Origin of the sequence: Salinivibrio sp. MA351 (assembly GCF_001996065.1) — a bacterium.
Taxonomy (GTDB): domain Bacteria; phylum Pseudomonadota; class Gammaproteobacteria; order Enterobacterales; family Vibrionaceae; genus Salinivibrio; species Salinivibrio costicola.
The window spans coordinates 17,496-31,549 of record NZ_MUFG01000024.1; the positions used below are offsets into that span (position 1 = coordinate 17,496).

The window sequence follows — 14,054 nt, forward strand, 5'->3', positions numbered from 1 at the left end:
GGATATGGACCCGACCGTTTTACCGATCGACCTCTATTATGTCAATTTTTAACCTATCGATGTGTGCGTCAGTTAATAACTTATGTGCGTTAGTTAATAACTGATGTGCAATGGAGGTTAAATATCTGTTGTGAGATTCCGGTCAATTTTGTGCGTTTGTAATTGTCTGTTACGCCACGTATACTTTTTCGAGGTCTCTGGGCAAATCAGTATCCTAGAGCGTTTAGGGGCTCAAACACCTTTCCTAACTGACGTGATCCATTCACCGAAAATTGCAGTTATAAGCAATAAGGTACATGAAGCGCGTTACGCAGATGTTGCAGGTCTTACGCTTTGAGTACTGAGGTTCAGAGAGTGTAATAACTATAAATGCTCAATAGAGCTGAGTGGGCAATATCGTGAAAGAAAGAAAGTCAAGACCCGTAAACCTCGACCTTAAGACGATTCGCTTCCCCATTACAGCGATTGCGTCTATTTTGCATCGGATATCAGGTGTGATCACCTTTGTTTCGATCGCCATCCTACTGTGGCTGCTTAGCCTGTCTCTCTCTTCTCCTGATGGATTTCAATCTGCTGCTGCGATACTCGATACCTTCTTCGTCAAGCTCGTACTTTGGGGCATTTTGACGGCGCTGGCTTATCACATCGTTGGCGGGATTCGTCATTTAATCCAAGACCTGGGTTACTTTGAAGAGCTGGAGTCGGGGGCAAAAAGTGCCCAAGTCTCGTTTGTAATTGCAGGCGTGCTAGCTGTGTTGGCGGGGGTTTTAGTATGGTAACAAAAAATATTTCATCGGTGGGTCGCAACGGTGTGCACGATTATGTGCTGGTCCGAGCTACTGCGATTCTCATCACACTTTACACACTTTATATGGTCGGTTTTGCCGTCTTTGGCCCTGAGATTACGTATGCCTCATGGACAGCGTTTTTCGGCCAGACCAGCACGAAGGTCTTTACCATGTTGGCCCTGGTCTCTGTGCTGATCCACGGCTGGATTGGGATGTGGCAGGTGTTGACTGATTATATCAAGCCAGCCTTGCTGCGCGGTGTATTACAGCTTGCTGTTGTCGCCACGCTTCTCATCTATGTGTTTGCCGGTTTCTTTGTATTGTGGGGTGTGTAAGTGAGTATTCCAGTTCGCGAATTTGATGCAATCGTTATTGGAGCAGGTGGCGCCGGTATGCGCGCGGCACTGCAAATATCCGAGCAGGGCCTAACGTGTGCGCTGTTATCTAAAGTGTTCCCAACTCGCTCTCATACTGTGTCAGCACAGGGCGGGATTACAGTGGCACTGGGTAACTCGCACAAGGATAATTGGCAATGGCATATGTACGATACCGTCAAAGGCTCCGATTATATTGGTGATCAAGACGCTATCGAATACATGTGTAAAACAGGCCCGCAGTCAGTCATTGAGCTAGAGAAAATGGGATTACCCTTTTCTCGCTTTGAAGATGGTTCGATCTATCAACGACCCTTTGGCGGTCAATCAAAAGAATTTGGGGGCGAGCAAGCGGCACGTACCGCCGCGGCAGCAGACCGAACTGGCCATGCCTTATTGCATACGCTTTACCAACAAAACATCAAAAACAAAACGACGATTTTTTCAGAGTGGTATGCCCTTGATCTGGTCAAAAACCAAGATGGAGTGATTGTCGGTGCAACGGCGATGTGCATGGAAACGGGTGAGATTTGTTACTTCAAATCGAAAGCAACCGTGTTGGCGACTGGGGGCGCAGGCCGTATTTATCAGTCAACCACTAACGCGCACATCAATACCGGTGATGGTGTCGGTATGGCGCTCCGTGCTGGCGTACCGATGCAGGACATGGAAATGTGGCAATTCCACCCCACAGGCATTGCGGGTGCCGGTGTCTTGGTGACAGAAGGCTGTCGTGGTGAGGGTGGCTATCTACTTAATAAAGATGGTGAACGCTTCATGGAGCGTTATGCGCCTAATGCAAAAGACCTTGCTGGTCGTGACGTGGTTGCCCGATCAATGATGATCGAGATCCGTGAAGGACGCGGCTGTGAGGGGCCATGGGGCCCACACATTAAGCTGAAGCTCGACCATCTCGGCAAAGATGTACTGGAATCGCGCTTGCCGGGTATCTTGGATTTGTCGCGCACTTTTGCACATGTCGACCCGATCAAAGAGCCGATTCCTGTTATCCCAACGTGTCACTACATGATGGGAGGCATTCCAACGCAAGTATCCGGCCAAGCCATTAAACAAGATCCACTGGGCAATGATATCGAAGTTCAAGGGCTTTTTGCCTGCGGTGAAATCGCCAGTGTCTCTGTACATGGCGCCAACCGCTTAGGGGGCAACTCGCTCTTAGACTTGGTTGTCTTCGGCCGTGCAACAGGGTTACACCTAGGGGAAACCTTGGCAGCGCAGGTGGAAGCAAGAGATGCCAGTGAATCAGACATTGAAGCCTCTCTGGCTCGCGTCAATCGCTGGAATAGTACTCAGCAGGGTGAAGACCCAGTAGAAATTCGCAAAGACCTTCAAGCGTGTATGCAAGAAAACTTTTCGGTGTTCCGAGAAGGTGAAGCGATGGAAAAAGGGCTGAAAGAGTTGGATGCTATCCGTGAGCGACTCAAAACAGCACGCCTTGATGATACATCAACAGAGTTTAACACCCAGCGCGTCGAGTGTTTGGAGCTGGAGAACCTGATGGAAACTGCCTATTCAACGGCGGTCTCCGCGTATTATCGGACGGAAAGCCGTGGTGCTCATGCGCGCTTCGACTACCAAGAGCGTGATGACGAGAATTGGTTGTGTCACTCCATCTATAACCCAGAAACGGAAACCATGTCCAAGCGCGACGTCAATATGGCGCCTGTGCATCGTGACGCTTTCCCACCGAAAGCACGTACTTATTAAGGGGGTCGAAACGATGAACGTTAATTTTTCAGTCTATCGCTATAATCCAGATGTGGACGATGCGCCATACATGAAGGATTACACACTCGACGTCCCTGAAGGGTCAGATATGATGCTTTTGGATGCGCTGTTTCAACTCAAAGAGCAGGATCCAACCCTGTCATTCCGTCGCTCGTGTCGAGAGGGAGTGTGTGGCTCTGACGGTGTCAATATGAACGGTAAAAATGGGCTGGCATGCATCACGCCTTTATCCTCGCTAATGGATAAGTCGGAGATTGTTATTCGTCCGTTGCCTGGTTTGCCCGTAGTGCGTGATCTCATTATCGATATGGGCCAGTTCTATGAGAACTACGAGCGCGTCAAACCTTATTTGATCAACGATGAGACACCACCGTCGCGTGAGAACCTTCAAGCGCCGGAAGATAGAGCAGAGCTTGATGGTTTGTATGAGTGCATCATGTGCGCTTGCTGTAGTACGGCGTGCCCATCGTTTTGGTGGAACCCTGACAAGTTCGTCGGCCCTGCAGGCCTTCTTGCTGCCTATCGCTGGCTAGCAGATAGCCGTGATACGGCAACTGAAGAACGGTTATCTGATCTAGACGACGCTTTTAGTGTCTTCCGTTGCCACGGAATAATGAACTGTGTCAGTGTATGTCCAAAAGGGCTTAATCCAACCAAGGCAATTGGGCACATTAAGTCAATGCTGATTCAGCGCGGCGTTTAAAACGCTGAACCAATAACGTAGATAAAAAATGCCCCGTTCTTAGGACGGGGCTTAATAACAGGTAACCCGGCTTAGAACCGGTGTTTGGATAAATAACTAGTGGTTAAGGGATAACAATGCAAAATGGCGTGATGAAGGCTTGGTTAGAGTCTTCTCATTTGGCTGGCGCCAATGCAACGTACGTAGAAGATCTCTACGAAATGTACCTCAGTGACCCGGAGTTAGTTGATCAAGAATGGAGAGCGGTCTTTGACCAGCTACCAGTGGTGAGTGATACCGCGGTAGAACAACCCCACTCTCGAGTTCGCGATTACTTTCGACGCTTAGCTACCGATACATCGCGTGCAAGTGCTTCAGTCAATGATCCAGATGTAGACGCGAAACAAGTCAAAGTTCTTCAACTGATCAATGCGTTCCGTTTCCGTGGCCATCAACAGGCCAGTTTAGACCCCCTCGGATTATGGAAACGTAAACCTGTCCCCGATTTGTCACCTGACTTCCATTCTCTTAACGAGCAGGATTTTAACGAGACCTTTAATGTCGGCTCATTTGCAATTGGCAAAGACAATATGCAATTAGGTGAGTTGTATGACGCACTGCAAAAGACCTATTGCGGGTCAATTGGTGCTGAGTACATGCRCATTACAGATACCGAAGAAAAGCGTTGGATTCAAAGCCGCCTCGAATCAGTTGTGGGGCAGCCACAATTTAGCGAGGAAGAGAAGCTCACCTTCTTGGAAGAGCTAACGGCAGCAGAAGGCCTTGAACGGTATTTGGGGGCTAAATTCCCTGGGGCAAAACGTTTCTCGCTTGAAGGGGGCGACTCGCTCATTCCTATGCTCAAAGAGCTTATTCGCCATGCGGGGAGTAAAGGTGGACGTGAAGTGGTTGTTGGGATGGCTCACCGTGGTCGACTCAATGTCTTAGTCAATGTGCTGGGTAAAAAGCCGTCAGAGTTATTTGATGAGTTCGCAGGGAAACAAGATGAAAGTTGGGGAACCGGTGATGTGAAATATCATCAGGGGTTCTCATCTGACTTTGCGACCCCGGGTGGTGACGTTCATCTTGCTTTAGCGTTCAACCCGTCACACCTTGAAATTGTTAATCCAGTGGTCATGGGCTCCGTGCGTGCGCGTCAAGACCGACTCGAAGACAGCACAGGCTCAAGCGTATTGCCGATCACCATTCATGGCGATGCGTCGATTGCGGGACAAGGCGTGGTGCAAGAGACCTTTAATATGTCTCAAGCGCGGGGCTTCCAAGTGGGCGGCACGGTGCGGATTGTGGTGAACAATCAGATTGGTTTTACAACCTCAAATCCGGCAGATTCTCGCTCAACCCAGTACTGCACCGATATCGCGAAAATGGTTCAGGCGCCGATTTTCCACGTCAATGCCGACGATCCCGAAGCGGTAGCATTTGTGTCGCGTTTAGCGCTTGATTTTCGTAATGAGTTTCAACGCGATGTGGTCATTGATTTGGTCTGTTATCGCCGTCATGGCCATAACGAAGCGGATGAACCGAATGCCACGCAGCCGATGATGTACCAGAAGATCAAAAAACATCCGACGCCGCGCAAACTCTATGCGGATGTACTTGATCAACAAGGCATTGCTAACCTAGAAAAAGCGACCGAATTGATCAACGAATACCGCGATCTGTTGGATAGCGGTGAATGCGTAGTGAAAGAGTGGCGCCCAATGGTGTTGCACTCGGTCGACTGGACCCCTTATCTCGGCCACGACTGGACGGTTGAGTGGGCGAACAAGTTTGATGCCAAACGGCTGAAAGAGCTTGGTAACCGTATCTGTCAATTGCCAGATAGCCATACGCTACACAGCCGAGTCGGTAAGCTTTACAAAGATCGTAAAGCAATGGTTGATGGTGAAAAACCTGTTGACTGGGGTATGGCCGAGACATTGGCCTATGCCACGCTGGTGGACGACGGCAAGCGTGTTCGTATTACGGGCCAAGATACTGGTCGTGGTACTTTCTTCCATCGTCACGCGGTGTTACATAACCAAGGCGATGGCAGTACCTATGTCCCCCTTGCCAATATCCATAATAAGCAAGGGCCGTTCGAAATTTATGACTCTGTGTTGTCTGAAGCGGCCGTCGTTGCATTTGAGTATGGCTATGCGACCGCAGAGCCGGGTGGCTTAACGGTATGGGAAGCGCAATTTGGCGATTTTGGTAATGGCGCGCAAGTTGTGATTGACCAGTTCATCAGCTCTGGCGAGCAGAAGTGGCGCCGGATGTGTGGTTTAACCATGTTGCTCCCTCACGGTTATGAAGGGCAGGGCCCTGAGCACTCTTCCGCGCGCTTAGAGCGGTATTTGCAATTATGCGCCGAGCAAAATATGCAGGTCGTGGTGCCCTCGAGCCCCGCTCAGGTTTATCATATGTTACGCCGTCAAGTTGTTCGCCCGATGCGTCGACCATTGGTGGTTATGTCACCTAAATCCTTGCTACGCCATCCGCTTTGCGTATCCAGTCTAGAAGATCTGACAGAGGGCGATTTCCAACCCGCTATCGGTGAAATGGATGATCTGGATCCAAGCAAGGTGAAACGGGTAGTTATGTGTGCCGGTAAGGTCTATTACGATTTGCTGAAAGCACGCCGCGAGCAAGAAATCGATGACGTAGCCATTGTTCGTATCGAGCAACTTTATCCGTTCCCGCTTGAGGCGGTGAAAGAAGTGATTGCGCCTTACGGCAACGCAAAAGACTTTGTATGGTGTCAAGAAGAGCCACAAAACCAAGGGGCTTGGTACAGCAGCCAGCACAATTTCCGTGCAGCCTTACCGGATGGTGCCACACTCAGCTACGCTGGGCGTGCCGCCTCGGCATCGCCAGCGGTAGGTTATATGTCTGTACACCAGAAACAACAAAAAGCGTTAGTACAAGACGCTCTGACCCTAAAGTAAGAACTAGAACATTAAGGATAAATACGATATGACAATCGAAATTCTGGTTCCCGATTTACCCGAATCTGTGGCTGACGCAACGATTGCCACATGGCATAAACAGCCAGGTGACTCGGTAACCCGTGACGAAGTACTGGTTGATATTGAAACAGATAAGGTCGTGCTAGAAGTTCCCGCTCCTGCAGATGGGGTACTGGAATCTATCATTGAAGATGAAGGGTCAACCGTGCTGGGCAAACAAGCGATCGCCAAGCTGAAAGAAGGGGCTGTCGCGGGTGAACCAACCAAAGATGTGCCCGCTGAATCAGAGGCATCACCGGATAAGCGCCACACTGCGTCGCTAGAAGAAGAGAGCAATGACTCTCTGAGCCCTGCCGTCCGTCGCTTATTGGCTGAACATGATCTTTCTTCGGATGCGGTGAAAGGCACGGGTGTAGGCGGACGCATTACCCGAGAAGATGTGGAAGCGCACCTGAAGAAGCAGCCCGCGCAAAGCAGTGAGCAGAAAGCGGCGACCCAAGATGTGCCGCCAGTGGCAGAGCGAGGCGAGAAGCGTGTGCCGATGACGCGTTTGCGTAAGCGCGTGGCAGAACGTCTGCTCGAAGCAAAAAACAGCACCGCGATGCTAACTACATTTAACGAAGTGAATATGAAGCCAATTATGGAACTGCGTAAGCAGTACCGTGATTCGTTTGAAAAGCGTCATGATATTCGCCTTGGTTTCATGTCTTTTTATGTCAAAGCGGTCGTTGAAGCCCTTAAACGTTATCCAGAAGTGAATGCGTCAATAGATGGTGATGAGATTGTGTATCACAACTATTTTGACGTCAGCATGGCGGTTTCTACCCCGCGTGGTCTGGTAACGCCTGTACTACGCGACTGCGACAAACTAGGCTTTGCCGATATCGAAAAAGGTATTCGTGACTTAGCCATAAAGGGGCGTGACGGCAAGTTGACCGTTGATGAACTCACCGGAGGTAACTTTACCCTGACCAATGGCGGTGTGTTCGGCTCATTAATGTCAACGCCGATCATTAACCCACCTCAAGCTGCCATTCTTGGCATGCATAAAATTCAAGATCGCCCAATGGCGGTAGATGGCAAGGTTGAAATCTTGCCGATGATGTACCTTGCGCTTTCCTATGATCACCGCCTTATTGACGGTCGTGAGTCGGTTGGTTTCTTGGTCACCATCAAAGAGCTCCTTGAAGACCCAACACGTCTACTCCTAGACGTTTAATGGTGTTATCGACCTCATTTTGAGGGAAATAAACCGTTTTGAAGGGGACGGAGGTCCCCTTCTTTGGAAAGCATAAAGATACAATAATGGACACTAACACGGATAGAACATCATGAATCTGCACGAATATCAGTCAAAGCAGCTGTTCGCTGAATATGGTCTACCAGTTTCAGAGGGCTATGCCTGCGATACACCACAAGAAGCTGCTGAAGCAGCCGATAAAATTGGCGGCAACAAATGGGTTGTGAAATGCCAAGTTCACGCCGGTGGCCGCGGAAAAGCGGGCGGGGTAAAACTCGCGAACTCAAAAGAAGAAATCCGCGAATTTGCACAGAAATGGCTGGGTAAAAACCTAGTGACATTTCAAACGGACGAGAATGGCCAACCAGTCAGCAAAATTTTGGTTGAGTCTTGCACCGATATCGCTAAAGAGCTTTACCTGGGTGCCGTGGTCGACCGTGGCTCGCGTCGCGTTGTTTTCATGGCATCCACCGAAGGCGGTGTTGAAATAGAAAAAGTCGCCGAAGAAACGCCAGAGCTGATTCACAAAGCATCGATTGATCCTTTGGTTGGCCCACAACCTTACCAGGGTCGCCAACTGGCATTTAAACTTGGCTTAGAAGGTGAGCAAATCAAGCAGTTCACTAAGATCTTTGTCGGGATTGGTCAACTGTTCTTGGATAAAGATGTTGCCTTGGTTGAGGTAAACCCGCTGGTGATTACTGAACAAGGCGATTTACATTGCTTGGATGCAAAGCTAGCGATTGACAGTAATGCGGTATATCGTCAGCCGAAGGTGCGTGCGATGCACGACCCGAGTCAAGACGATGAGCGCGAAGCGCATGCGGCACAGTGGGAGCTGAACTATGTTGCGCTAGACGGCAACATTGGTTGTATGGTGAATGGTGCTGGCTTGGCAATGGGGACCATGGACATTGTTAACTTGCACGGTGGCAGCCCTGCCAACTTCCTCGATGTGGGAGGCGGTGCGACAAAAGAGCGTGTGACAGAAGCCTTTAAAATCATTCTGTCTGATAGCAACGTAAAGGCGGTATTGGTGAACATCTTTGGCGGCATTGTGCGCTGTGATCTGATTGCAGATGGCATTATTGGTGCGGTTGAAGAAGTCGGCGTTAAAGTGCCTGTTGTGGTTCGCCTTGAGGGGAATAACGCAGACTTAGGCGCCAAAAAACTGGCCGATAGTGGTTTGAACATCATTGCGGCAACATCGCTAACCGAAGCCGCACAGAAAGTCGTTGCTGCCGCGGAGGGTAAATAACAATGTCAGTGCTGATCAATAAAGAAACCAAAGTTATCTGCCAAGGATTTACGGGCGGTCAAGGAACCTTCCATTCCGAGCAGGCGATTGAATATGGAACCCAAATGGTCGGTGGCGTATCACCGGGCAAAGGCGGCACGACTCACCTCGGCCTTCCGGTCTTTAATACCGTGGCAGACGCGGTTGAAGCGACCGGCGCCACTGCCTCGGTCATTTATGTGCCAGCGCCTTTTTGTAAAGATGCCATTTTAGAAGCGATTGACGCCGGGATTGAGCTGATCGTCTGTATTACCGAAGGTATTCCAACGCTGGATATGCTGGAAGTGAAAGTGAAACTGGATCAAGCAGGGGTACGAATGATCGGCCCTAACTGCCCCGGTGTGATTACCCCCGATGAGTCTAAGATTGGCATTATGCCAGGACATATCCATCAGTCGGGTAAGGTAGGCATTGTTTCACGCTCAGGCACCTTGACTTATGAAGCGGTAAAACAAACAACCGATGAAGGCTTTGGCCAATCAACGTGCGTTGGAATTGGTGGTGATCCGATTCCAGGCTCCAACTTTATCGACATCCTCGCGATGTTCGAAAAGGATCCAGCCACCGAAGCAATTGTAATGATTGGTGAAATCGGTGGTACCGCCGAAGAAGAAGCCGCCGCGTACATTAAAGCGAATGTTACCAAGCCGGTTGTGGCTTATATTGCTGGTGTGACTGCGCCTCCAGGCAAACGTATGGGCCATGCGGGTGCAATCATTTCTGGTGGTAAAGGTACCGCAGACGATAAATTTGCGGCCTTGGAAGCGGCAGGCGTGACAACAGTGAAAAGCTTGGCCGATATTGGCAAAGCACTACGTGAAAAAACCAACTGGTAATGTAATTTTCCAGTCACGTAAAGCCCAAAGCCGCTCATGTGAGCGGCTTTTGTCGTTACAGGGAAAACGTTAAGGCGTTAGTAAAGGCCTGCGCGTTTTCACAGCATAAACGTGTTTAACGTTTAGACTCGTTCAGACTATGATCGTCTTCAAGCTATGATCGTATTCAGGCTATGATCGCATTCAGAGCATCATCGCATTCAGGCCGTGGTCGCAGATACTCAGGTAACGGCGCGAGAGGGGACCAGCTGCGTAAGCATAAATACACTGGCTGCAGCAACCACTACTGACGGCCCTGCGGGCGTATCATAAAACCAGGATCCAGCCATACCCAGCATCACGGCGAACATACCAATCAGGCTAGCAAAAGCAGCCATTTGCTCTGGCGTAGACGCCAGTCGGCGGGCTGTTGCAGCGGGAATGATCAGCATGGATGTAATAATCAGCGCGCCAACAAACTTCATCGCCAATGCGATCACTAAACCAATCAATAGCATCAATAAAAGCCGCAGTTTTTCGACCGCTATCCCTTCGACTTTAGCCAGCTCTTCACTGACGGTCATCGATAGAAGTTGTTCCCAATAATATCCCAGTACAGCAAGCGTAAAGCAGGCGCCGACCGCGAGCCAGGTAAGGTCAGCAAATGAAACCGCCAGCAGATCGCCAAACAAATAGGCCATCAAATCAACCCGCATGTTGTCTAAAAAGCTGACCGCCACTAAGCCCAAAGACAGGGCGCTGTGTGCCAATATCCCAAGTAAGGTATCGGTAGAAACCAGATGTTGGCGTTGCAGACCAACCAACAAGATCGCGAGAAGCAAACACGTCACAACCAGCGCGAGATTTAAGTCAATTTGGAGCAAAAACCCAAGCGCGAGCCCAAGTAATGAAGCGTGTGCTAAGGTATCGCCGAAATAGGCCATCCGACGCCAGACCACAAAAGAGCCTAATGGCCCAGCAATGGCAGCGATAAGTAGGCCACCCATAATAGGGGCAAGAAGGAACTCAATCATGGTGGTGCTCTTGGTGATCACAGCTTACAGGCTGGCCTGCAAGATCATGTTGGTGATGATGGTGGTGATGATATAACGCCAGTTGTTCACTGGTTTGACGACCAAACATCGCGACATACGATGGATGCTGAGATATGGCGTCGGGTGCGCCAGAGCAGCACACATGGTGTTGAAGGCAAATGACGTCATCGGTCTTGGCCATGACTAAATGCAAATCGTGTGACACCATTAATACCGCGCATTTTAGTGTATCGCGCAGGTGCGCGATGAGGCTATACATTTCTAATTGGCCGCTGACATCGACCCCTTGCACCGGTTCATCTAACACCAGCACATCCGGCTGTTTTAAGATCGCACGCGCCAAAAGAACACGTTGTGTTTCACCGCCCGAAAGCGTGTGCATATTGGCGTATTGCAATGATTCTGCGTTGACGGTTTTCAACGCGTGATCAATTTGGGAATTGGTATAGCGTGTTCCTAGGCGAATAAATCGGTCAACCGTCAAAGGCAGTGTCTGGTTAAGCTGAAGTTTTTGTGGCACATAGCCTATCTTCACCCCTTTAGCGACGTGAACTATACCCGCTGCGGGCTTCACTAAACCAATTAATGCTTTGACTAAGGTTGATTTCCCCGCGCCATTTGGACCAATGAGCGTGGTAATCTGTCCTCGTTTTAATTGCATAGAGACCTTGTCCAGCACATTTCGGCCGTTATAGGTCACCGTCACCGCGTCAAGCGAGACTAGCGAATTTGTCATAGTGAAAAAAAGCATTGTGAATTGGAATTGTTATAATATAACATTTCTGCCCGTCGAGAAAACAAAAGAATGAGAGGAATGATGACAGCTCGTATTATTGGTGGACTTTTTGCGCTATTGCTGGTGATGCCGGCTCACGCGATCACGGTGATGACAACCATTAAACCGCTTCAGCTTATTACGGCAGGACTCATTGCCGATGATGATCGTTTAGACGTGCTGCTACCTCCTGGCGCATCACCGCATGGCTACGCCCTGAAACCTTCGGATATTCGCGCGTTGAATCAAGCCGATATTACCCTATGGGTCGGGCCCGAACTCGAACTGTTTCTCGATAAGTTATTAGCCGATAAGCCCTCGGTGCTGACGCTATCTCAGATCGAGGGGATGCCACTGCGTGATTTTGACGGCGCCCATGATCATCATGGCCATGATCACGGTGAACATAACATCGACCCTCATCTGTGGTTGGGTCCAGACACCACACGGGTAGCCGCGCAAGCGATTACCGCGGCTTTAATTGAGGCGGCGCCGGATAAAGCGGCGATCTATCGGGCTAACCTTAACCGTTTTAATACCCAGCTAACCCAAACCGTCGCGGATATTGAAGATGAGTTATCCACGCATATGCAGTCAGGCTACTTTGTCTTTCATGATGCCTATGGCTACTTTGAAACGGCCTTTGGCCTCGAGAAAACCGGCCATTTTACCGTGGATCCAAGCCAAAAACCGGGCGCTAAGACGTTAGTAACCATTCGCCGAGGATTGCTTAATCATGATGCGACCTGTATCTTCACTGAGCCGCAGTTTAATCCTGCACTGATTGATGCTGTGACCCGACATAATGACGTCAATGTCCTCGAACTCGATCCATTGGCGACGTCAATTCAGGTAACGCCTGATGCTTATCAGGTGTTTTTAAAAGATATGGGAAATCGTTTCGCACGTTGTTTAAAGCATGAAACTACTCACTAACTGGTTAGCTGCTACGGCTCGGCTACCACGCCAGCACAAGCTAGCACTCGCATCATTATCTCTTTTAGTTGGCGCTGCCTTGATGTGGCAGCCCCATCCTTTTTCCTCTTCACGTGATCGCCAACCGATACCTATCCCGAACGATACGCAAAATATCACCTCCGTCGAGCACAGTGAGCCTATCGAACAGGGTCTGGATGCCGATGATCCTGCACTTCGCGTACCGGAAGATGCATTAGAAAAAGACATCACCTCGGAAGCACCGCGCACCCACCAACACACGGTGGCTGCCGGCGATACGTTGGGAGGTATTTTTTCCCAATACGGACTTCCGATCAGCCAGCTTTATCAAATGCTTGATGAAAATGATCGCGTGGGTGACATCCGTCGTGGTCAAAACATGGAGTGGCAGGTCGATGAACAAGGACGGTTATTAACGTTCACCCTGTACCAATCGCTCAAATACCGGGATCAGTATCGTTTTGAGCAGGGGAAGGTAGCGTATGCGCGTTTAGAAACCAAAGGGGATCGTGAAAAAGTCACCGTGATTGGTCGTGTCAACAGCAGTTTCTACCAACAAGCTCGCCAAGCGGGGCTAACCCCTAATCAAATTCAAAACCTGGTTTCGGCATTACAATGGCGGTTTGACTTTGGACGCCAATCGCGTCGAGGCGATCAGTTTGCGATTCAGGTGGATAAAGAGTTTATTGACAATAAACCGGTCTCATCTGGAGATATATCCGCCATGCTCTATCGAGCGGGAAATCGTGATATCTTCATTTATCGACATACAGATGGCCGTTTTTATGATGAGCAAGGGCAAAGCTTAGATCGTGCCCTGCGCCGCATCCCTACCGCGAAACGCTACCGGATTAGCTCATCGTTTGATCCTCACCGCAAGCATCCCATTACGGGGCGTATCTCTCCGCATAACGGGACCGACTTTGCTACCCCCGTTGGGACGTCGGTGCTAGCGGCAGGTGATGGCGTGGTGGTGAAAGCGCGAAAACACCCGTTAGCAGGAAACTATGTTGTCATCAAACATGGTCGTGAATACTCAACCCGTTATCTCCATTTACACCGGATTTTGGTGAAACCTGGCGACCACGTATCAATGGGACAACGGATTGCGCTCAGTGGCAACACGGGACGCTCGACCGGCCCACACCTGCATTTTGAGTTATTAAAGTACGGCCACCCTGTGAATGCCATGAAAGTGCCGTTGCCCGAAGCTCATCCAGTGCCGAGTCAGGAGAGAGGTGAGTTTCAGCGTCAAGCAAAACATGCGCAGCAAGCATTGGAGCAGCGTCTTAATGGGTAATAAATATTAAAAATGTGAGGACTCGCTCACATTTGGGGAGGCAGGGTTTTCTT

General features: G+C 49.8%; 12 protein-coding genes. 10 read left to right on the plus strand and 2 right to left on the minus strand.

What is annotated here, in order from left to right:
- Positions 1-386: 386 nt before the first annotated feature.
- From sdhC to sucD, 8 genes are all read left to right on the plus strand, one after another.
- Positions 387-779 (plus strand): succinate dehydrogenase cytochrome b556 subunit, encoded by a 393-nt coding sequence (gene sdhC / locus BZG78_RS12200; protein WP_021022459.1) that lies wholly within the window; start codon positions 387-389, stop codon positions 777-779.
- Positions 773-1,123: a succinate dehydrogenase, hydrophobic membrane anchor protein gene (sdhD, locus tag BZG78_RS12205; RefSeq protein WP_021022458.1), complete on the plus strand. Its 351-nt coding sequence runs from the start codon at positions 773-775 to the stop codon at positions 1,121-1,123. Before sdhC ends, sdhD begins: the two co-directional genes overlap by 7 nt.
- Positions 1,124-2,890 (plus strand): succinate dehydrogenase flavoprotein subunit, encoded by a 1,767-nt coding sequence (gene sdhA / locus BZG78_RS12210; protein ID WP_021022457.1) that lies wholly within the window; start codon positions 1,124-1,126, stop codon positions 2,888-2,890. It abuts the gene before it with no gap.
- A 13-nt stretch (positions 2,891-2,903) separates the two neighbouring features.
- Positions 2,904-3,614, plus strand: coding sequence for a succinate dehydrogenase iron-sulfur subunit (locus BZG78_RS12215; protein WP_077460168.1), 711 nt, complete (start codon positions 2,904-2,906; stop codon positions 3,612-3,614).
- A gap of 116 nt (positions 3,615-3,730) precedes the next feature.
- Positions 3,731-6,541 (plus strand): 2-oxoglutarate dehydrogenase E1 component, encoded by a 2,811-nt coding sequence (gene sucA / locus BZG78_RS12220; protein ID WP_077661351.1) that lies wholly within the window; start codon positions 3,731-3,733, stop codon positions 6,539-6,541.
- Between the two features lie 28 nt (positions 6,542-6,569).
- Complete coding sequence (gene odhB, locus BZG78_RS12225) at positions 6,570-7,781, plus strand: 2-oxoglutarate dehydrogenase complex dihydrolipoyllysine-residue succinyltransferase (protein ID WP_021022454.1); 1,212 nt, start codon at positions 6,570-6,572, stop codon at positions 7,779-7,781.
- Positions 7,782-7,893: 112 nt separating this feature from the next.
- Positions 7,894-9,060, plus strand: coding sequence for an ADP-forming succinate--CoA ligase subunit beta (sucC, locus tag BZG78_RS12230; protein ID WP_077460170.1), 1,167 nt, complete (start codon positions 7,894-7,896; stop codon positions 9,058-9,060).
- A 2-nt stretch (positions 9,061-9,062) separates the two neighbouring features.
- Positions 9,063-9,935, plus strand: coding sequence for a succinate--CoA ligase subunit alpha (gene sucD / locus BZG78_RS12235; protein ID WP_021022452.1), 873 nt, complete (start codon positions 9,063-9,065; stop codon positions 9,933-9,935).
- A 221-nt stretch (positions 9,936-10,156) separates the two neighbouring features.
- Here the strand turns inward: sucD and znuB are convergent, their stop codons facing one another.
- Together znuB and znuC are read right to left on the minus strand one after the other, a co-directional pair.
- Positions 10,157-10,948, minus strand: coding sequence for a zinc ABC transporter permease subunit ZnuB (gene znuB, locus BZG78_RS12240; protein ID WP_077460171.1), 792 nt, complete (start codon positions 10,946-10,948; stop codon positions 10,157-10,159).
- Positions 10,941-11,705, minus strand: a complete 765-nt coding sequence (gene znuC / locus BZG78_RS12245; RefSeq protein WP_077661352.1) for a zinc ABC transporter ATP-binding protein ZnuC — start codon at positions 11,703-11,705, stop codon at positions 10,941-10,943. The genes znuB and znuC overlap by 8 nt, the downstream gene beginning before the upstream one ends.
- 78 nt (positions 11,706-11,783) lie before the next feature.
- Here znuC and znuA point away from each other — a divergent pair, with 78 nt between their 5' ends.
- Both znuA and mepM read left to right on the plus strand, forming a co-directional pair.
- On the plus strand, positions 11,784-12,680 hold the full coding sequence (znuA, locus tag BZG78_RS12250; protein WP_241824039.1) for a zinc ABC transporter substrate-binding protein ZnuA: 897 nt from the start codon (positions 11,784-11,786) through the stop codon (positions 12,678-12,680).
- Positions 12,664-14,001 carry a murein DD-endopeptidase MepM gene (gene mepM / locus BZG78_RS12255; RefSeq protein WP_077661353.1) on the plus strand — a complete coding sequence of 446 codons (1,338 nt, stop codon included), beginning with the start codon at positions 12,664-12,666 and terminating at the stop codon, positions 13,999-14,001. Before znuA ends, mepM begins: the two co-directional genes overlap by 17 nt.
- Positions 14,002-14,054: the final 53 nt, after the last annotated feature.